This window comes from Paenibacillus sp. FSL H8-0317 (assembly GCF_045040685.1).
Lineage (GTDB): Bacteria > Bacillota > Bacilli > Paenibacillales > Paenibacillaceae > Paenibacillus.
In genome coordinates this window covers 3223685-3245889 of record NZ_CP150294.1, presented here as the reverse complement: position 1 = coordinate 3245889, position 22205 = coordinate 3223685, and the positions used below count along the sequence as shown (strand labels likewise).

At 44.7% G+C, this 22205-nt stretch carries 15 protein-coding genes; 5 read left to right on the top strand and 10 right to left on the bottom strand.

Annotated features, from left to right (window positions below; translation table 11 throughout):
• Positions 1-55: 55 nt before the first annotated feature.
• Entirely contained in the window at positions 56-610 is a 555-nt protein-coding gene (locus MHB43_RS14575; protein WP_339184765.1) for an XRE family transcriptional regulator, read from the bottom strand.
• 131 nt (positions 611-741) lie between these two features.
• Between MHB43_RS14575 and MHB43_RS14570 the strand changes: the two genes are divergently transcribed.
• A complete protein-coding gene (locus MHB43_RS14570; protein ID WP_339184763.1) occupies positions 742-1323 on the top strand; it encodes a LysE family transporter in 582 nt (193 codons plus the stop codon).
• A 50-nt stretch (positions 1324-1373) separates the two neighbouring features.
• Here MHB43_RS14570 and MHB43_RS14565 read toward each other — a convergent pair whose 3' ends face one another.
• Positions 1374-2351 (bottom strand): MBL fold metallo-hydrolase, encoded by a 978-nt coding sequence (locus tag MHB43_RS14565; protein WP_339184761.1) that lies wholly within the window; start codon positions 2349-2351, stop codon positions 1374-1376.
• Positions 2352-2551: 200 nt separating this feature from the next.
• Between MHB43_RS14565 and MHB43_RS14560 the strand changes: the two genes are divergently transcribed.
• Entirely contained in the window at positions 2552-3529 is a 978-nt protein-coding gene (locus MHB43_RS14560) for an alpha/beta fold hydrolase (RefSeq protein WP_221819512.1), read from the top strand.
• 87 nt (positions 3530-3616) lie between these two features.
• On the opposite strand, the gene MHB43_RS14555 is transcribed toward MHB43_RS14560, so the two are convergent.
• The 3 genes from MHB43_RS14555 to MHB43_RS14545 all read right to left on the bottom strand — a co-directional run bounded on the left by MHB43_RS14555 (position 3617) and on the right by MHB43_RS14545 (position 6712).
• Positions 3617-4264: a hypothetical protein gene (locus MHB43_RS14555; protein ID WP_339184758.1), complete on the bottom strand. Its 648-nt coding sequence runs from the start codon at positions 4262-4264 to the stop codon at positions 3617-3619.
• 310 nt (positions 4265-4574) lie between these two features.
• Positions 4575-6056 carry a DHA2 family efflux MFS transporter permease subunit gene (locus tag MHB43_RS14550; RefSeq protein ID WP_221819641.1) on the bottom strand — a complete coding sequence of 494 codons (1482 nt, stop codon included), beginning with the start codon at positions 6054-6056 and terminating at the stop codon, positions 4575-4577.
• A 68-nt stretch (positions 6057-6124) separates the two neighbouring features.
• Positions 6125-6712, bottom strand: a complete 588-nt coding sequence (locus MHB43_RS14545) for a TetR/AcrR family transcriptional regulator (protein ID WP_221819514.1) — start codon at positions 6710-6712, stop codon at positions 6125-6127.
• Between the two features lie 259 nt (positions 6713-6971).
• Between MHB43_RS14545 and MHB43_RS14540 the strand changes: the two genes are divergently transcribed.
• Positions 6972-8513: a collagen-like triple helix repeat-containing protein gene (locus tag MHB43_RS14540; protein ID WP_405132203.1), complete on the top strand. Its 1542-nt coding sequence runs from the start codon at positions 6972-6974 to the stop codon at positions 8511-8513.
• A gap of 205 nt (positions 8514-8718) precedes the next feature.
• Here MHB43_RS14540 and MHB43_RS14535 read toward each other — a convergent pair whose 3' ends face one another.
• Entirely contained in the window at positions 8719-11958 is a 3240-nt protein-coding gene (locus MHB43_RS14535) for a bifunctional cytochrome P450/NADPH--P450 reductase (RefSeq protein WP_405132202.1), read from the bottom strand.
• A gap of 298 nt (positions 11959-12256) precedes the next feature.
• The gene (locus MHB43_RS14530; protein WP_405132429.1) at positions 12257-13177 is read right to left on the bottom strand and encodes an NAD(P)/FAD-dependent oxidoreductase; all 921 of its coding nucleotides are present in this window, start codon (positions 13175-13177) and stop codon (positions 12257-12259) included.
• Between the two features lie 462 nt (positions 13178-13639).
• Between MHB43_RS14530 and cyoE the strand changes: the two genes are divergently transcribed.
• Positions 13640-14569: a heme o synthase gene (gene cyoE / locus MHB43_RS14525; protein WP_405132201.1), complete on the top strand. Its 930-nt coding sequence runs from the start codon at positions 13640-13642 to the stop codon at positions 14567-14569.
• Positions 14570-14685: 116 nt separating this feature from the next.
• On the opposite strand, the gene MHB43_RS14520 is transcribed toward cyoE, so the two are convergent.
• The 3 genes from MHB43_RS14520 to MHB43_RS14510 form a co-directional block, all read right to left on the bottom strand.
• Entirely contained in the window at positions 14686-16455 is a 1770-nt protein-coding gene (locus MHB43_RS14520; RefSeq protein WP_339184750.1) for an ABC transporter ATP-binding protein, read from the bottom strand.
• Positions 16452-18197, bottom strand: a complete 1746-nt coding sequence (locus MHB43_RS14515) for an ABC transporter ATP-binding protein (RefSeq protein WP_405132200.1) — start codon at positions 18195-18197, stop codon at positions 16452-16454. The genes MHB43_RS14520 and MHB43_RS14515 overlap by 4 nt, the downstream gene beginning before the upstream one ends.
• A gap of 617 nt (positions 18198-18814) precedes the next feature.
• The gene (locus tag MHB43_RS14510) at positions 18815-20050 is read right to left on the bottom strand and encodes an MFS transporter (protein WP_339184745.1); all 1236 of its coding nucleotides are present in this window, start codon (positions 20048-20050) and stop codon (positions 18815-18817) included.
• Between the two features lie 328 nt (positions 20051-20378).
• Here MHB43_RS14510 and MHB43_RS14505 point away from each other — a divergent pair, with 328 nt between their 5' ends.
• On the top strand, positions 20379-22145 hold the full coding sequence (locus MHB43_RS14505; RefSeq protein ID WP_339184743.1) for an ABC transporter substrate-binding protein: 1767 nt from the start codon (positions 20379-20381) through the stop codon (positions 22143-22145).
• The last annotated feature ends 60 nt before the right edge of the window (positions 22146-22205 follow it).

Below are 22205 nucleotides of genomic sequence, written 5' to 3'. Positions count from 1 at the left end.
TGTGAGACACAACTAACAAAGGAGTTTCAGTTCATTACATCAGGCTGCTTTATTGTCACTTTGAATAATGAATAACCATGTTCAATCTGTTCGACTTAGCACCGGAGTTAATATAGGTATGGGGCTTGTCTGCACGGAAACGGATCGACTCCCCTTGGTTCACCATATATTCTTCCGTCCCTACCCGAATCGTAACTTCTCCTTCAAAAACCATAATAAATTCTTCCGTACCTTCAATATGCGGTTCAGCATTCAACGCAGACTTGGGGTCCATATCCATCATGTACATTTCAAAGCGACGTCCTTCTTCAAAAGGAAAATGCGGATATATTCGAACCCTGCCCTCGTCTTCCATCAATACTTGAATATCATCGCCCGTTACAACGGTAGTATCTGACTTCGGCTCGTGAATCAAAGCAGTAAAGGAGGTTTTCAGGCCATTAGCAATCTTCCACACGGTTGCAATGGATGGATTGGATTCACCACGTTCAATCTGACCAAGCATGGTCTTGCTAATACCAGACATTTCGGCGACCTTGTCCAGACTGAGTTTTCGTTGTTCCCTAAGCTGTTTCAGGTTCTGAGCAAGAATACTATTAATGTTTTTCAAAATCCATCCTCCTCATTTTATATTTATGTGTTGTGCTTTATAACGTACATATTGTACAATAATAAAGACCGTACGTTATAACGTACATTTCAGTTCATTATATCACACAACTAAGAAAACGTGGAGGAACCATGAATATCATACCTTTAGTGACCTATGCAATCATTGCTTCATTTACACCCGGACCCAACAATATCATTTCCATGACACATGCCAGAAATCAGGGGTTCCTCAAGACCCTTCCTTTTATTAGTGGAGTTGCAACTGGCTGCCTGCTTATTATGTTTCTGTCCAGTTATTTCAACCTTATTCTTCATCAATACATTCCTAGAATCACACCTGTCTTGAACGTCTTAGGATGTGTGTATATGCTCTATCTGGCACTCAAAATCATGCGAAGTAAACCTGCAGATTCGCAAGACAACAAGGTCAATCATTATTCATTTCTATTTGGGTTCACCCTACAATTCATCAATCCCAAAGTCATTCTGTATGGGCTTACTGCCATATCCGTTTTTGTTCTGCCTCTTGGGCAGTCCCATGTTCATTTAATCGTATTTGCCTTGCTGCTCACCTTCATCGGTATTAGTGCCAATATGACCTGGGCGTTTGGTGGTATGTTATTCCAGAGCTTTTTATTAAGATACGAGCGTCCTGTTAATATCGTCATGGGTATGTTGTTAATTTACAGTGCACTATCGATCCTGATGTAAATGCAATAGAAAAAGCGTCCACTCATTCGATGAGCTGAACGCTTTTATTTTTATCCTAATTCCGGTCTCCACCATGGACGTGTAGGGTAATCCTCCTTATGAAGAACAACCTTCTCGCCGATTTTGGGAGTTGCAATCTTAACGTTCAAAGCATGTGCAGCCTTCGTAATCCGTTCAACCGGTTCATTCCAGGCATGATAGGCGAGCGTGAATGCGGCCCAATGAATCGGAATGAGCAACTTACCCCCTACATCCAAATGCGCTTGCACCGTTTCTTCCGGCATCATGTGAATGTTGGACCAACGCTCGTCATATTGCCCACACTCCATCAAGGTCAGGTCAAATGGACCATATTTACTGCCAATTTCCTTGAAATGAGGACCGTATCCGCTGTCACCACTAAAGAATACCTTTGTATGTTGTCCAGCGATGACCCACGAACACCATAAGGTAGAATTACGGTCGAATAATCCTCTGCCCGAGAAATGGCGAGCTGGCGTGCAAGCGAATGTTAAACCTTTGAACGATAACTCATCCCACCAGTTGAGCTCGGTAATCTGTTCTGAAGGCACACCCAGTTGAATCACTCGACGACGGACGCCAAGTGGCACGATAAATCGCTTTGTTTTATCCTTCAATCTGCGGATGGAGTCATAATCCAGATGATCATAATGGTCATGCGATATAATGATTGCATCAAGCGCCGGGAAATCCTCCGGTTGAATCGGTAGATTCGTGCTATAACGTTTGGTACCTACCCAGGATACGGGGGATGGACGATTGCCCAGCATCGGATCAAAGAGCAATCTGTGACCTTCAATCTCAAGCAAAAAGGCCGAATGACCGAACCATGTAACCTGTGGATTATCGGATGCATTCAAGGTTTCAGCAGGTTCACATATCTCCATAGGCATCGTGCCAGATGGCCTCCGCTCTACATTGCCACGCATGGAATCTCTCAATATACTGATTAGGGATTTGAAGTTCATGCCGGCTGATGTCGGAAGCTGATTTTCGTATTTTGTCATTATACATACCTTCTGTTCTATATAATCAATCTGTGATTCAACTTTTGTTTAAGATATATTCATATCGTAGCTATATATTAATTCATTGGCCGTTGATATACAATTTTCGGTTAATTAAGATAGAATTAAGACTCTGTTTTCTCTCGTATAAGATTAGGCATATATGATAGAGAAAATACATGGAGAGTATGTGAGAGAACATGAAGAAATGGCGCAAAAGATTAGTTAAGTTTTTGATATTTGACCTGGCAATAGTTCTGTTGCTTCTGGGTACTGGCGTGATCTACCAACAAGTGGGTTTAAGGCAGGATGCCAAAATACTCGTCCCCCCTGGAAAGCTCTACGAAGTCCATGGAGACAATATGCATCTATATACTGGAGGAGAAGGCGATGTAACAGTCGTCCTCGCCTCCGGCTGGGGTACTGCTAATCCCTATGTAGATTATTATCCATTATATGAAAAGCTTGCTCCCAACACTAAATTCGCTGTATATGATCGATTTGGCTATGGATATAGCGATCGGACCGATAAGAAACGTGATGTCGATACCGTAGCTGAAGAATTACACGAGTTATTGCAGGTATCTGGACAGAAGCCGCCTTATGTATTAGTTGGACATTCGCTCGGCTCGCTGGAGACCATCCGTTTTGCACAAAAATACCCGGATCTCGTGAAAGGCATCGTCATGATTGATGGCGGGAGTCCCGAATATTATTCGAATGACGATGACTCTTTGGCAGACACAATTGGTGGTTTTGCGAATAAATTACGTATCCAAACCGGACTATTCCGCCTCTCGATGCAATCTGACTTGGTTGTCGAAACTTCCAATGCCAATCGTAATGAATTGAAACTTGTACCCGACGATCTAAAAAAATTGGATACAACTGCGCTGTTGTACAACTATGGTAATGCTAACACGTTGGATGAATTACGTGAAATAGCTGCCAATGCCAAAGTGGTCGTAGATCACAAGCAAAAATTACCGTTTCCCCTCACCATACTGACCGCTGATTACCTCGGTGCCAGTGAACCCGAATGGGACAAAACTCAAGTTGAATTTAAATCCTGGTCGGATGATTCAAAACAGGTGACCATTAAAGATACCGATCACTACATCCATCAATATCGCCCGGACTTCGTTGCGGATGAGATATTGGCCCTGGTGAAGAAGTAACGTACACCCTGCTAAAGTAAGGCTATGTTATCTCATACTTAAAACCCCAAAGATTCTCTAATATCTTTGGGGTTTTAAGTATGAGATTTATTGTGCTATCGCCAGTCTTGGCCGTTGGGACCTGAAATCGCTGAAAGCTTGTTCGATCTCTAATGAAGTCAACTGGTGACGATAAAAGTACTTTTCCATCGCCTCCATTTCGGTTTGATCGCCCTTGTAGATGTTATCAATTCTTCGAATGATCTGGTTATATAAGCTCTCACGTCTGGAGTTCACAGGCTCACACAACCAAAAGTTCGTTCTCTTCACTTCACCTGTCTTGGTCCAGAGCAAATTCTCATATCGGATCACATCCCAGTCCCAATATCCAGCATGAATCTGCTGAAGTTCCGTCGTAAACATATCGTATATCAAGTTGGGAGGAATGTGTCCATATGTCACACGGTACTCTTTCAGTTTGAATGCTTCAATCCACTCTGTCAGGGTGTACTCACCTGGTGAATACGCATACAATTTAGGTGCATAAGGATTACTCTGCAATGCCCTAAGTGCCTCACTTTCCATCTCCCCATCCAATCTTGCACGTGAAGCATATACCTTGAGACAATAGTCTTGCAATCTATATACAACCGAGCGATTACTGATAAGCGAAGCCTGTAGAGTGAGATGGCCGTTTTTTTCGTAGTGCAACAGCATCTTTTCAATGTTATCGCCAATGGGATTAATGATGATCATAATGATGTCTCCTTGATTAAAAATAAAATATAAACCGTTTTCGAATTGGTTAAAAATTGTACTAATACATTCTATATTACCCTTTTATATTAGTATGAACATATACAATTTTGCCGGAACATGAAGTATTTGCTCTGAAATTCATTCTTTAAACCGCCGTATTCCGTCTACATTATTACTCTAATGGCTGTAACCCGTTTCACGTCAAGACCAAAAAAGGGCAATATGTAAAAACAAAAAAAACGATGGGCTCCTATACTAGGAACCCATCGCTCTTATATTATATCAATTATTCATGTTAGTTAATGGATTAATGCATAGGACCTTGTTGTCCTGGCGTTGATCCTACTTTGACCCGTTTCACAAAGAGTGAAGTAATCAGACCGATAATCGACAGAACTAATGCAAATACAAACGCATTCTGTACACCTGACGTGAAACCTGCCAGTTGATTTTCTGGACTTTCCGGGTTCGCCACTCCGCTCAAAAAGCGGGATTGTCCTGCGCTCAGTATACTTACCGCAACAGCCGTACCAATCGCTCCGGAAACCTGTTGCAACGTATTCATGATGGCAGTACCGTGAGGATAATACTCACGTGGCAATTGGTTCAGACCATTCGTCTGTGCAGGCATCATAATCATCGAGATTCCGACCATCATGAACACATGCAGCGTAATGATTTTCGCCAGTGTTGTTGTAGGTGTAATTCCAGTGTACATGAAGAGTACAACCGTTACGATAGCCAGACCAATAATCACAAGCCACTTCGGACCGAACTTGTCAAACAGTCGACCCATAACCGGAGACAGTAAACCATTCAGCAAACTGCCCGGCAATAGAACCAGTCCGGCAGTTAACGCTGTAACGGCCATACCTTGTTGCAGATACATTGGCAGGATCAGCATGGATGACAGCATCATCATCATACAGATGAATATCAGGATCAAGCCAATCGTAAACATCGGATATTTGAACGCTCGCAGATCCATCATTGGCTGTTTCATTCTCAGCTGACGGATGCTGAATAACAACAAGGACAGTGCGCCGATTACGATAGTGGAGATAACAACCGGACTTGTCCAGCCACCGCCAGTTTCTCCATGTCCTCCTGCACTACTGAAGCCGTATACGATACCACCAAAACCAAGGGTAGAAAGGATAATGGACAGTATGTCAATTTTGGGCTTGGTCAATTTTGAAATATTTGGCAAGAACAACAAGCCGCATACCAGTGAGATCAGGAAGAACGGCAAGGAGATCCAGAAGATCCAATGCCAGCTCAGATTAGCCAGGATCAGACCGGAGATACTCGGACCACTTGCTGGCGCAAACATGATAACCAAACCGATCAATCCCATGGCCGCTCCACGTTTTTCAATCGGGAAAATAACCAATATGGTGTTAAACATCAGTGGCAACAATAGTGCTGTACCTATCGCCTGTAGTACCCGTGCCACCAATAGAATTTCGAAACTAGGTGCAAGTGCAGCAACAAATGTTCCTGCAATCGAGAAAATCAAAGATGTTGTAAACAGCTGTCTTGTGGTAAACCACTGCAGCAGCATACCGGATACCGGTACCAGGATTCCCAACACAAGCAAGTAACCTGTAGTTAACCATTGAATCGTTGTAGGACCTACTTCCAGTAGAGCCATAAGTGGCGTCAATGCCACGTTTAATGCCGTTTCTCCAAACAGACCAATAAAGCCGCTCAGCAGCATCGCGAACAAAATCGGAAATACCTTGTATTGCTGTGTTTCTTGTTGATTCTGTGCAGAATCAGCCTTCATGGAAACCTCCACGATCCCATCCTCCTCAAACGTATCGAACTTTCTTTTTCTCTGTCTCTTGCTATAAATTATTGAACCTGTTTGGCGTTCTTCGTCACAACCGACAAATAATCAGCAGCCGTCAGCAGAGGCTGTTTATCCTGATTCGTCAGGCTGATAATCAGTGCTCCCTCCATCAAAGAAATGATCAGAAGTGCCGTCTCCCGCGCCTTCTCTTCACCAACGCCATCCAGAATCAGATGTTTCTTAATGACATCCTGCCAATCTGCAAATACACCCTGACATGCAATACGCAACTGCTGACTAATACACGATGTCTCCACAGCTGCCCAGAAGCTGAATGGCAGAAATCCGGTAAACCCGGCTGCTTCTGTTTCATGAGCCAAATCATGAATAAATCTCTGAATGGCGTCCCCCGTATTGTCATGGGCTGCAAATGTTTTCTCAAATGTCAGCAGGATATGTTCATTGGCTTTTTGAATACACTCGTGCGCGAGCTCTTCCTTGCCTTGCGGGAAATAATGATACAACGACCCTTTCGGCGTACTACTCTCTTTGATGATCTGATTCAGACCGGTCGCATGATATCCTTGTGAAAAAAACAGTCTCGCTGCTGTGCTGACAATAGACTCTCTAGCATTAGACTTTTCACTCAACGAAAGCCACTTCCTTCAAATAATTATAACAATCGGTCTATATAATTAAACCCGCTCAGATCGGCACTGTCAATCATTTTTATTTCAAATTTATTTGAAAGCATTTTCATATCAGAGTCATCATATTATCCTCTTTTTTAATTATTACCTTTTATACATTTGATTCTGAGAAAGTAGGGAACTTTTCCCTGTCTTCGAATAAACATACATCAGTGTGAGTCACACTTAATTTCGATTTTTGAGAAAAGGAGTGAGAAACTTGGCAGTCCTGCTAACTGGCCCTATTGATAATAGCCCCGTAAATGGGGTAAGGCCAACTCAGATCGTTTCCATTAAAATTGAAAATCAGAGTGCCGTGAACGCCGCAACTATACTTGTCCAGGGATATTCATTAATTACAAGCAGAGCTTTATACGTAAGTGAGCAATTCACAACCTTACCCGGTGCGGTTGCTACACGAGCTTATTTTGCCGATCTTAACAGTTTCGAATACGTTATTACAGTTACAGGAGCAGCCCCTGAGGACATTTTGGTTTCTTTTTGGGGGAAAAACAGTGCCGGCTCTTTGGTTGCTGCTCACCGACTCGTTTATTCCGAATTATTTGGCAGCGAGAATTTTAATGGAGCTACGGGGACGACAGGTAGCACTGGCTCCACAGGTGCCACAGGATTCACTGGAGTCATAGGGACGACCGGTGATACTGGCGCAACAGGTCCTACTGGACCTACAGGCATTACAGGCCCTACCGGAGTTACCGGAGATACCGGGATCACGGGTTTAACAGGAGTTACAGGTCCGACAGGCGCCACTGGAGATACGGGAACGATTGGTGTAACTGGAGCGACTGGCATCACTGGAGCCACAGGCGTGACTGGTTCAACAGGCCCTACCGGAGTTACAGGTAGTTCTGGTTCTACAGGAGTTACAGGTGCAACGGGAGATACGGGTCCATCCGGCGGTCCAGAAGGCCCTACCGGTGCAACAGGAGATACCGGAACTACTGGAACTACTGGAACTACCGGAGCTACTGGAGTTACCGGAGCCACTGGAGCTACTGGAGCTACTGGTGTTACGGGCGCTACGGGCACAGTGCAGCCCAATCCCTTTGATGTATATGTTTTGCAAGGTGCAGTTGGCGGGGACGGAACACAGGCCAGTCCTTTCGGAACGATTCAACAAGGTGTAACCGCGGTATCTCCAACAGGAACCGTTCATATTCTTGGTGGCACATACCCAATCACTGCGAACATTACCATTAATAAAGCAGGAATAACTCTAAAAGGCTATCCTAGTACAATCATCCTGTTACAAGCTGCTGTTATCCCTTTCACCATCATTGGAAGCGGAGTAACTGTAGACGGATTAACGATCACGAGTGATAATCCTTATGCTGTTGAATTTATTCAATTAGGCGGAACCAATCATACCGTAATAAATAATACGATATTCGGTCCTCCTCAAGCTGGCCCTTCTTCAGGTTGGGTTGTCAATCGAGGTCTCGTGACCCAAATCGGTAATATGACCGGCTTGCTTGTACAAAACAATATTTTTTATTCCCTACGTCAGCCAGCCTACTTTAACCCTAATACAACTGGGGAAGTTATTAGCAATGTTGTTTATAATACGAGAGGATTTGTTAATGACCAGGCCGTTATGGTCTTCTCTGGAAATTCATGGGGCAGTCCGGTCAATGCGGTGGATATTGCACTGCTCGTAGGTACAATAACAGGGCCGCCTTTCGATCCGATTTCCGCCCTGAGCGCCAACAACAGTACAGCAACGATTCAGGATTCCAGATAAGAATCATTACTCGTTCTTACAAAACACCTAATCAAAACAGCCGCTGATTTGGATGTGAAACTCCAGATCGAACGGCTGTTTTTGGATGATTAGTATTATTTCATTATTAATTAATAGGTTACATAACCTCCGTAGATCACGGTCCATGTATAACCTGTTTGACCATCAACTGATTGAAGTTGAAACTACTCTTTCATTTTAAGTTTTAATAGATAAGTTGAGAGGATTCAACCGTTCGTTTACCTGCCCACACGTCTTGCACGTAGCGTCCTTCGGCCTGAAGCTGAATGAGCCAGTCTTTCGCTTGCTGCATCGTTGCTCCCTGCACCTCCTGATATGCTTGCTGCAAAGTCTCTTCTACCGCAGGAGCCATCTGGCTTCCATCCCCGCATACGTAGAGCTTTCCTTTGTTCATTAGCATGTGAATTAACTGTTCGGAATTCTCTTTCATTAGATGCTGTACATACGTTTTGGGCTTGCCATCCGCACGAGAAAAAGCAGTGTGTAGCTTAATGATCCCTTCCCTTTCGTATTGCTCAAGCTCCTGACGATATATGAAATCTGAATAATTCCTGCACCCAAAGAACAGATGCGCCTCACTCAGTGGCAAACCTCTCTGTTTCATGACAGCTCTTGCCTGGAGGAAACCTCTGAACGGTGCAACCCCCGTCCCTGGTCCCACCATGATCATCGGAACATCAACCTCTTCCGACAGATGAAATTCGGATTCAGGTGTACGCACAAACATCAGAATATCTTCTCCGGATGGACAACCGGCGAGGTACGATGAAGCAACTCCCTGGTATTCGCCTTTGCCACTCCATGCAGGTTCTCTTACTACCGACACAGTTATGCTCGCTTGCTCGGAATTCAGGCTTGGCGAGCTGGATATTGAATAATATCTGGGCTTGAGCGGCGGCAATAGTTCAAGGAACCTTTCGAATGGCAGTTCACACGCCTCATACTTTTCTAGCAGGTCCAACATGGTGATTCGATTGGCAAGAATATCATCCCTGTAGCTGTTTTCGTCCAACATGCCTTCCAGTTCACGCTTATGAGGTGGACATACCGTATGATTAGCTAACTCCTGCAACTGTGTTCTGGAAACTGGTGTCTGCAATTCCACACAGTGAGTGAGTAACTCATGAATCTTGACGGGTCTGTTCAGTGGAAGGTGTGTAAGATGGCTGACGTCCGAAGTTAGTTGGATCGGAATATCCCCACGTAGTCCGAACCGACTGAGTACCCGATCCACATTCTGCTTCTGATTGCCAGGCAACACGCCGAGATGGTCGCCTTCTCTATAACTCATGCCTTCAGGCAGTAACACTTCGATGTGACGCGTGCTTCTTCCACTTCCCAGCGCCTGAAGCTCTTTATTGACTACAACCGTGGCATAGCTGGCATCATAAGTTCGTGCAAGTGGCATATCCGTTTTCTCGCGGACAAACTCCATGTGAAGTCTGCTTGTGCTTGGTATGGATACCTTTACCATTTCCTCGTTGATCCCTAAAGCTTTCAACACCTGAGGCCACAACATATGTTGCCACGCCTCGACTTGTTTCTCCATGTCACCTCCGGCATCGGCTTCACCGCGGGATAACAGTCTTTTACCTCCCCATTCTTCAAGCTTCTCATCTATCCATCGAGGAATGCTCTGGTACGTCCCGGACCAACTCCGATCTCCACAACCCAGAACGGCATAGTTTACATCCCGTGCTTCCTCTGACTCTGTTCCCTTTAACCAGTCTACAAATGCCGTAGCATTTTGCGGAGGTTTACCGTTATACGAAGCAGTGACGATGAGAACGACACCTTTGTGGGGAATGCGACCAACCCACTCATTCAGAGTGGCTGCTTCACTTGGGATTCCATAAGAACGGCCTTTCTCCGCAAGCTCTCGGGCAATGCCTTCAGCCGTTCCCAGATTGGAACCATATAACACCAGGAGCGAAGGTTTACCATCTGCTTCAACGGCCAGGATTTCTCCCCTCTGGCTGTCACTTGTTATATTTTTATGAACAACAGGAGCAGGTTTCTCTTCCACAGATCTGGTAGACTTATTCGTCTTTTGTGACACTTCGCGCGCTTTCACCTGGATCCGGAAGTCTCCCGGCTTCAATGTCAGTGTCTGTTTAACATCCAACTCATAGTTGCTATAATCGATCAGCTCAAAATGTTTAAGGACCATGCCAAGCACAAGTGTTGCTTCATATAAAGCAAACTGCATGCCGATACACGCTCTCTCCCCATTACCAAAAGGTTTATACGCATGATGAGGCACTTTCGCCGTATCTTCAAATCGCTCCGGACGGAAAAGCTCCGCATCCTCTCCCCATGCCTCTCTATCACGGTGTAGCTGGGGCAGAAGAATACTGCAACTTTCCCCTTTCTTCAAGGGATATTTGCCACCTATGACGGTGTCTTCTTTGGCATATACATCAAATCCCGGGGCTGTTGGCCAGAGACGAAGCGATTCACTAAGAATCATGCGTATATAGGAAAGCTGAAGAACTTCCTCGTACTGTGGTGAGTCACTGACCAATATCTGATCCACCTCGTCATACGCCTTTTGAAGCGATTCCGGATTTTTCAGTAGAAAGTAAAGAGCAAAAGATAATAAACCACTCGTCGTTTCATGTCCGGCAATGAGAAACGTAATAATCTGATAACGGATGTTCTCATCATCCAGCATTTCTCCAGTCTCCGGATCTTTACCATTCAACATACGTGCGAGCAAGTCGACCTCTTCGGGTGCTGAACTCGCTTTACGTTCTTCTATAATCTGATCTACCAGAGAGAACATCGTCTGAATATCCTCTTGGAACTGTCGTTTGGTTTTGACCATAAGCAGATTCTGAATTTTCAAACGTGAGCTCTTTTGCATTGCTTCATTTAATGCCCGAACCATGCTTTCAATAAAAGGACTGTGGTCCTGTCTGTAAAAACTGTTAAATCGATAATTGAATCCACATAGTCCAATGGTATCCAACGTCAGCCGTGTCATATCGTCCGCAACATCAATCGTATCGTTGGAATTGAGGCGTGCCCATTTGTTGATCAATTGTTCGGCAATATCAACCATCATGGGATGATAACCTTTCATGGCCTGTTTGCTGAAGGTGGGAAGCAGAATGTTATGGGCCTTTTTCCAATTGGGCTCCGATGTTCTGCTTGTAAATAAACCATCGCCGCCAAAGGCACGTACATTATCGAGTTCATTGTATACAAACTTGTCAAACCGGGACACATCGCATAACTCCGCGACAAGATCTGGTCCAGATACAATTAAACCGGAATAACCGGGAACCATAAGTCGATATATTGGTCCATGCTGTTCAGCTAGGACACCTAGCGACAGCGTTGGTTTCTCTTTATCTATCAAAGGCAGATTGCCAAGTGGTCCATACATTTTGGGCTGTGGAATGTAAGCTGCATCACTCATGATGATCACCTCTTATCTGTACGCCGTGAAGCAAGGTATTCGTTAGCCATATGATGGCTGTTCTGCTTTCATTCATAAGTGATCTCTCCTTTGATGATTTTATAAATGATAGTAATATATATCATTTGATAATACAATAAACCATAATAAATTTAATATCAAATTTTCTTCCGGCTGGGAACTTTCACTTGAACCATTCATCGTTTAAGTTGAATAACAACAAATAGAGGATTGCATATGCAATCCCCTACTGTATGAACCAATGACGCTTTGATTCTATGAAGCTTTTTAATTTATTCTAATGTTGACTTGGCTCATCCCAGTTCTCGAAATTCAATTCATTATTAATGCTTACCGCAGACAATGCCCCCAGAGACGCAGCCGTGATTGCCTGATATATCTCGGATGCTGCATCACCAGCACTGTATACACCCGCTACAGATGTTTTGCCGGAAGCATCAACGATAACCGTTCCCAACTCTGAAATTTCACAACCGATGGCCTTTGGCAGTTCTGATCCGGTAAACAGTTTCGGTTGGAAGAAAACCCCTGTGCATGGAATCGCAGTACCGTCCTGTAGTACAACTTGCTGTACCATCCCTTCTTCAGAGTCAATGGATTGAATCGGTGCATCGAATACAGTAACATGATGCTGCTTCAGCTCTTCACGGTGCTCATCGGTTAAGGAATCTGATCCATTCGTACAGATCGTATAACGTTCTGTCCAGCCGGATATGACTTTTGCCATATGTAATGCGTTAACTCCACTAACGATGATGACCAGCGATTGCTCTCTTAACTCCCATCCATCACAATATGGACACACAAACGCACTTTTACCGTAAACCTCTGTTAATCCGTTAATATCCAAGGGAAGGTCTTTCTTGCCTACCGCAAACAAAATCTTTTTCGTGTGATAGCTTACCCCCTGAGTAGTCTTAACTACAAAATCACCATCGCTACCTGTTATCGCCGTTGCCGTATCGGATGCAAATTGAACTGAAGGATACGCTGCAATCTGTTCTTTGGCTGCTTTCCGGAATTCACGTGGACTTGCCCCATCTCTTGTCACAAACCCATGAGTCTCCCTTGTAACCCAGTTACGCGGTGTCTCATCATCAATGACCACAACGTTCTTGCGGGCCCTGCCAAGTACTAGGGCTGCATTAAGCCCCGCTGGTCCTCCACCAATAATAAGTACATCCAAGAGTTGATTCATATTACTCATACTACACACCCTTTCCAGACATTTAATATCTCTAATTGAGTTTTAAAAATAACCTCCACTTTCGCTTAAGAAAGTAATATTGGAGATTTACAAGAACACATCCAAACAAGACTATTAAAGATATCTTATATCTACAATAAACAAAACCTACCCAATTTGCAACATATATCTTTAACTACTTTCTTCAATCCAGCCTGTGTGAGTTGAATAAAAGATTATTTACACTTACACTACAATGACAGAGCAAGCTTCACATCGCTCGTTTACCCGGATTTTTCGATTTTCTCCTGTAACACAGAAATAATTATTTAACAATTAAAAAAAACCTTGTTTTTAAATTGTTCACAATCAAATGACATTATTTTAAATACTAAAACGTTAATTAAATCACATAGTGTATTGAATGGTATAATAGCGACATAATATATAAGTATAGATATAGGAAGTGAGTTCTTGAAAACATTGAACAATGGTTCACAGACCAATATCAGCCTGGAGTATAGCTCGATTCCGAAAGTATTCTTTGATACGATCAAAATCGGGATCATCAAGTCCAACCTGATCGCCATGTTTGCGGGTTTAAGTTTGGCTTTATATGTATTTGATGCTTCAATCTTAGCTAATATTTTACCAATCATCCTTTCCTTTATTGGGTCTTCTCTCATTATTGGAGCTGCAGGGGTGTTTAACAATCTGTATGATCGTGATATCGATGCGATCATGGAACGTACGAAGAAACGTCCTACCGTTACGGGACGCGTAGATACCAAGTCGGGTCTGATCCTCGGTATTGCAATCACCATCATCGGGGGCATCATGTTGTACATCGCTTCCCCATCCGCTGCTGTATTTGGTATTTTGGGTCTGTTGTTATACGTGTTCCCTTACACGATGTGGACCAAACGTACAACGATCTACAACACGGAAGTGGGAAGTCTTTCGGGTGCTGTGCCTCCACTCATCGGTTGGGCAGCCATTTCACCTGAACTGGGTCATTTCGAGATCTGGGCATTGGTTGTTACGATGCTCTTATGGCAAATGCCTCACTTCTATGGGATTGCGATTCGCCGTTTTGACGAATACAAGGCTGCTGGTGTTCCCATGCTGCCCGTTGTTAAAGGCATCAGACGGACATACATTCAGACAAATGTGTATCTGGTACTGTTACTGATCTCCAGCTTTTTATTCTGGCCGATGAGTCCATTTGTCGCTATTGTGGCATTTCTGGTTAGCTTGGCCTGGCTCATTCTTAGTGTGGCTACCTTTGATAAGAAAGAAACAGAGAAATGGTCCAAACGGATGTTTATCTTCTCCATTAACCATATCACTATTATCTTCCTGGTCATCATTGCGTATTCCTTGATTGCTCAAATGATGAGATAAAAATATTACATCGTTACACTCGTTATAACAATAAAAAGCCTTACAGACCGTACTCTTCAATGAGTTGTCTGTAAGGCTTTTTTTGCTTTCTTATTATCTTTTCTAAATTTTCAAAGCTACCCGACTTTCGCGGGGGTTTGCTCCCCTTGCCACAGCAGTTGCATCTCTTCATTGGTGGCAAGCAATTCGGCCAAACTTCCCTCAGCTTCAATGCGTCCATCTTTCATCACGATAATGTGATCTGCTTTGGAAAGTGCTGCCCTGCGGTGAGAAACTGCGATGCAGGTGACGTCCGGCTCTTGGAACAGCCCTTCCCATACTTGTTGTTCTGTCTCCACATCCAGTGCACTGGACAGGTCATCAAAGATAAAGAGGTCCGCCTCCGTCATTAACATGCGTCCTGTGGCCGCGCGCTGAATCTGCCCGCCTGACAGCATCACCCCTCTTGGACCAACCGGGGTCTCAAGCCCCTGATCCAGATGTTTGATATCCTTCTCCATCACAGCCAGACGAATGGCTTTTTCAAGGGCTTGCTCGGTGTTCCCCTGTTTGCCCTGGACGATATTTTCTTTCAACGTATCACTAAACAGTCTTGGAACTTGCGGGGTATACGCAGCTCTAGGCGGCATCAGGAACGTGGCTGGATCAACAGCTGCTCCATTCCAGTGAATGTCCCCTTTTTGCTTGGGTAACAGTCCAAGAAGTGTGCGTACAAGTGTTGATTTACCTGACCCGATCCTTCCCGTAATAACAAGAAATTGTCCACGTTTCAGACGGAAACTGATCTCTTCTATGCCATTTGCAGAATTCGGATATTGATAAGTCAGCTTATTCACCTCAAGAGATTGCAACTTCTCCTTAGGGTCCCTCTGTTCACTTACAAGCTCCGGCGGATCTTCATACAGATAGATTTCCCTCGAATCCATGATCTGGTCTTCTTCCCCCGGGCGGAATAGCTTACGCATACGATCATAGGATACCTTGAGCCTTTTGTGCTGAAACACCATATAACCAAACAGTGAGATGCTAAATCCGATATTGGCCAGATAACTGGTGAATAAGGCAAAATCACCTACGCTAAAGTTCCCTGCTTTCATCTCAGCTGCACACATCAGTAGAATCAATCCGGTACAGATACTTAGAACATGCTGATTCATCGATCTCATCCACTGCTTGAACAGATTGTCTCGAAGTGCAGCCTGGCGACGATCTTCATTCAACTGGTTGAAACGTGAAGAGACATGCTCTTCGGCCTGACCCAGTTTCAGGGCTTGCACTGCTCCAAACGTTTCCGCAATAAAACTGGTAATTCGCCCAGTCGCTTCACGATTAACCTGTGCATACTTCCGAGCCCGATTCCCGGACAGGTTGTTGAGTAAGGTCACGACCACCAATGGCAGCACAGCAACCAATGTGATCTGCCAATTAATGTTCGCCATAATGACGATGGACACAACAGCAAATACAAGTCGTCCCCAGAAGTCCACCCATGATTCTACATACTCGACGACTTCATCGACATCATCCCGAAAGCGACTCATCGCCTCTCCTGGTGAAGCCGGAAGATTACGCCCAGGCCAGCGCATGATCGCTGCGAGCATGTTGGTTCGCAAAATCGCCTGAACATGATACAGATACGTAACCCATGCATAGAAGGCTACAAAAAATGTGCCCACCCGTGCCATTCGGACCAAAGCAATAAAGATAAGCGGCACAGCAAGCCACATGTAGTCATTGGACCCCACTGTTGTGCGATCAAAAAACCATTGCATTCCAATACCAATGGCTAGCGGTAAGGAGTGAAATATACACCATAACAATCCATTGATTACAAATAACAAAGGCCTGAATCGAAACAAACGGCCTATAAATCCTGCTACAGTCATGCCAATTCCTCCTCTCGGCCTGTAATCAGCAGTCTGGCATAGTGAGATGCCGGGTTACTGGCAAGTTCTTCTCTCGCTCCAAATTCCAGTACCTTCCCATCACCTAGCACCATAATCCGGTCCACTTTCTCCAGCGTAGCCAGTCTGTGAGCAATGATGACTCCTGTGGATTGTTTCATTAACTGGTCAATTGCAGATTGCAGCATACTTTCGGTCGCAGCATCCAGACGTGACGAAGGCTCATCCAGAATAACCAGACTCGGTTCGGTCAGGAATACGCGGGTTAAGGCAAATAACTGTGCTTCCCCTGCGGACAATGAAGCCCCACCTGCTGCCAGATACGTATCAAGCCCTTCTGGTTGTGAATTAATCCATTGGCTAAGTCCAAGGCGATCCGTCGTCTCCTTGATCATCTGATCCGATACATCCTCATTGAACAGGGTCAGATTGTCACGCAGCGTGCCATCAAACAATTGCACGTCCTGTGTCACCATGCCAACGCGGCGATAAAGCGCTTGTAATGAAAGCTTTGTGATATCCGTTCCACCTACACGAATCGTCCCCCGATCCAGATTATACAGCCGGAGAAGAACACGACTAAGACTCGATTTGCCGCTCCCTGTGCGACCGATGATTCCCAGACGTTCACCAGGCTTAATAGCAAAAGTAATATCATGCAATACCGGTTTATCCTGGTTATAACTGAAGTGCACCTGACTGAATTCCAATCCAAGCGGTCCTTCCGGCAATTGCTCCTCTGTCCCCTCTTGAATCACACTTTGCATGGACAACAGCTCTCTGGAGCGCAGCATGCCTGATTTTGCTTTTTGAAACTCCTGTACCTGATCTCCAAGCATCTCAATCGGATCATTCAGCATCTGTGTATATTGGTAGATCAGAAATAATGTTCCGATACTAATTAGACCTTCCATATAATAATGCACACCCAGCAAAAGCACCGCAGTGACCGCCAGAGCAAACAAAACTACAGTGGTATTCCACGGAATAACCCGCAGCAGCCAGGCTTTTCTTCCCTTACGGAATACCGTGCGCATTGTGCGGTAAAAACGGTTCATCACATACGGCACATGACCATTTGCTTGCACATCTTCAATCCCGGCAATGCGTTCTTCAATTAATCCGAACAGGGAAGCACTGGCCGCCCGCTCATTTTTGGAAGAGTCAACTCCCAGATTCCGTATGAACACCATGAACAGGATCGATAACAATGTAAACACGGTCATAACCAAAGCAATGGGCACATTGACACTGAACATGAAACCGAGAATTCCGGCCAGCAGTACAAAACTCCCGATCACTTGCACAATGAACATCGCGAAAAAATTGGAGATACTCGTTACATCACCATCCACACGTTCAATCATCTCTCCAGGTGTTTTCACATTATGAAAACGCATATCAAGACGCAGGCAGTGCTTCAGCAGATCTCCGCGCAGTTGATTCGTGGCCCGCCAGGCCACGTCGTTCCCCAAATAACTGACCGCTACCGTGATGAGTTGATTAAACACGGCAACAACCAGAAATATTCCTGCGAGCTGAACAAGATTGGTGAGGACTCCCCCACTTGCTGCTGTATCGATAAAACGTTTGATAATCTGTGGATTCAAGAGCTGAAGCCCCGTTGATGTGAGCAACATGATTAAAAGTAAGGCCAGCCGTCCTTTAACTGGTTTTAGATAACGCAGCAGCCATGACATGGAGATTTTCTCTGTTTTGGGCACAGGTCCCACCTCTTTATCGGTTTATTTATATCAAATGAAATAAAGAACATTACACTGTAACTATGATGACAGAATAACCTTTCGATCGCAGTTACCCCCACTAGGATGAGTCATACATAATGACATTAAAATCGGGATTTCCCGCCCATAATTGATATGTAGAACATATATTGACCATTGTACATTCTCCTTTTTAACAAGTTAGTTTTTTATAAAATAACGCTCCAAACGCTCCTTTCCATGTGAACGAATTGGGTGGAATGCATGCAAAAAAGCCATAGATGAACTAATGTTCATCTACAGCTTGTAGCCAAAAGAGATCGAATGAAATGCAAAGCATTTCCCGTATCTCCTCTGCATCGCAATAATGATGAGCGTCCACGACAGAGGTGCACAAACATGACTGTCCCAACGCGATCATGCAAAAAAATTGGATTAATGTCACTATGCTCATGCGTATTCAGTTATCGATTCGAAATCTGTATAGGCATAAACATAATCATCATCCCACCCGTTTCACATATTTGTTGTTTATTGTATTCGCTGGACTAACATCCGTCAAGATAATTTTAACTGAATTGTTATTTAATTCATGTCATTAATCTTTTCTATTCTCGCTACATACTTACTGATGTGGACTCGGTTTGCTTCTCTCTAACAACAAGACGTCTATGTGCGATCAGAAGAAAAGGTACTCCCAGGGCAGTCGTCAGTGCAATCGGTAGAAAGACAGCGAGCCCATTCTCCGCTCCAAATTGACTTAATAACACCCCTCCCATGACAGGAGCAATGACACTACCGATATTATTGAATCCGATGGTACCGAAATACGTCCCTTTCCATTCCGGCTTCGCAATCCGGTCAATGAGCATATCCATCATGGTGAACAACAACACTTCCCCAATGGTAAATAGTATGACACTCATCATCATCATGAGTACACCTTCAGCGATTCCAACCATCATCAGACTGGTTGCCACCAGCAGGTTACCCACAATCAGAGGGACAAGCGGTGGGAAGTTTCGGAAGGTTCGCACAAGAGGATACTGAATAATCAGTACCGTCACGGCATTCAGGGAAAGCATGTACGAGAACATCTGACTTCCATTCTCAAAGATCGGACTCCTTGCCAAGTACTGTGCCAACGTGGAACTGAAATGCCCGTAACCCAGCACACAAAATGTGGTACCGATTAATACCGGCAGAAATACCCGGTCGCGACCAGTGGTCATGAGTGCTTCACGCAAACGTGGGGCGGTAGCCTGGTGACGCTCCGGCAGATTGGCATGCTGTAGCTTGAATTGCAGAAATAATACAAGTCCATAGGCTATGTATACCAAGCCGGAGATCACAAACGGAAACGTCGATTCAGATGATCCCAGCTGAAATCCGATAATTGGCCCAAAGACCACGCCGAGATTAATTGCAGCATATCTGAGGTTGAACACCAGCAATTTGTTCTCCGGAGAAGTAATATCCGATAACAGTGCTCTGGAGGTGGGCTCAAATACTGCACGGCATAATCCGTTTAACGTATTGGCAACAAAGAACACCCATAGATGCTCTGCTGCTGAAAAAATGAAAAACACACCTGCCCAGCTAAATACCGAGATTAACATCACAATTTTGCGACCGATCCGGTCCGAAATATAACCTCCATAAAAGCTGACCATGACACCTGCCAGCGAGCTAACGGCCACAGTAATACCGGTCTGGGTCGGTGTAGCATCTAGCACACGTGTCAGATAGATGGATAGAAACGGGATACTCATTGACGTTACAAGACGTCCAAACATGGTTCCGATAATAATTGTCCATGCCAAGGGGTGAATTTGTCTTAAATATTGCTTCATGCGAACTTCTCCTATTCTTTCTAGATGCTTCAATGCGGGGTGATTTAACAGCCTCTTCTAATGAGTGTTCAAAAAGTCCGGTTTTCAGTACCGAGAAGATGGGATGAAGCTAGAAATGGAGTAGCGGAGCGTAGGGAAAACTACGTGAGCAACGGACATTTCGGCTGAATTCCATATTCGATGCTGATGATGCCTTTAGGCATCTTTCGTAATCAAAAGCGGACTTTTTGAACTACATCTTCTAATGTATAATTGTAAGGATAAAAGGGGGAAAGAAAAGTGTAAACATATGATCACACTTTTCACCTTTAATAGAGGAGTCATGGCCATGGATACCCTACATACACACTTTATAAGGCTCGCAGGTGCCGAACAACTTTCATTCAAACTTCATGAACCTGTAGCGGTAACGATTGATAGCCTGTCCGCTGCCTTGTGCTGCACCCCTCGTAATGTGAAATTCATTCTTAGAAAATTGGAGGAACAAGGCTTTATCCATTGGCAGCCCGGGCGTGGTCGTGGACATCATTCGGCGTTAACGATGCTGCGTAGCATGAATGAAGCGCTGGAAGCGAGTTTTACCGAACTTTTAGGTAAAGGCAAAATGAAAGATGCCATTGAACTCATTGGAACTGTTCAGGTGGATGATACATTGCGAGAACAGCTCATGCTTTCCCTCCATCAACAGATGGGATTTCATAGCCACGATGAAACTGCCTCTGGTCAGGATATTCTGCGCATCATGAGGTCACGCCAGTTAGGTGATTTGGACCCAGCCTTTGTGTATACTGCATTTGAAACCTACCTATTAAGCCAGGTCTGTAATACGTTGATCACTTATGATGCCAAGACGGAATCATTCCTGCCAGCACTGGCTCACATGTGGGAGTGCAGCGAGGACCATCGCTTATGGACCTTCTATCTCCGAAAAGGTGTGCGTTTCCACAACGGCCGTGTCATGACGTCCCGGGATGTGCAAGCGACGTTGCAACGATTGATTGATGTACATAGTCCGTCCATCTGGTTATATCGGGATATCGAACGTGCAGAAGTAGCTGGTGATTACTGCATCAAGTTTGTTCTCCATCGTCCTAATCGATTCTTCTTGCATCTGTTCAGTTGTATTCGGATGACAATCCTGCCCTATGATTACAATGTAACCAATACATTAATTGGTACCGGTCCTTTTCTGATCTCTGAGCTGAATGAGGATGTGCTGGAGCTTACTGCTTTTGATGCTTACTACGGCATCCGGCCACATCTGGATCAAGTCCATTTCTGGTTTGTGCCTGACCTGAGTCCGAATGATCGCTATTATGAGCTACCGGGGACAGATCGATTGAGTCTCGCAACAGGCTGTGATCAGACGAACAGTATCAATTATCCGGCGCTGGGTTGTCAGTATATGCTGTTCAATTTTCACAAGGAAGGCATCCATCATCATCCCTCATTTCGACAAGCCCTGCGTATCGTCTATGATGCGGTCGCGCTTGTCCGAGATCTCGGCGGGAATCGGATCACACCGGCCAGCAGCTTTCTGCCGTGGAAAAGTGCAGCCCAAGACTGGACCGTTGCCTCTCTTGAGCATGCTCGTGAATTGCTGCATAACTGTGGGTACCAGGGTGAGACGGTAACATTATCGTATAAACATAATAAGGATGCAGACGTTGCGGAGTGGTTCCAGTGTCGGGCAGAGTCCATCGGTCTGAACATCAGCATGCAGGCCGTTGTGGATTATTTCAACTCAGAGGAAACCACAAACGCGCAATTGATCCTCGCTGAAGAGATCCTGGAGGAAGATTGGCAGTACGGCATGATTCACTTTTTCAAAAACCTGTCCAACCATTTTCATATGTGTATGTCTCCTGTATTCCAGTCTCAATTGGATGACAAACTGGATCATTTCGCAACGCTTCATCGGGCAGACCGTACTGCGCTGCTGGATGAAGCTGAAACCTTGCTACGTGATCACTGCTGGATCTTGCATGGCTGTCACATGAACAAGCAGGCCGAACTGGATCAGAGCATCTTCGGCATGCAGGTAGCAGAATTCGGTTATCTGGACATCTCCAAATTGTGGATCAAAAATCCTTAGAGATTTGTGCATAAAAAAGCTGCTAGCCTATTTATATAAGCTAGCAGCTTTTTGCTCATG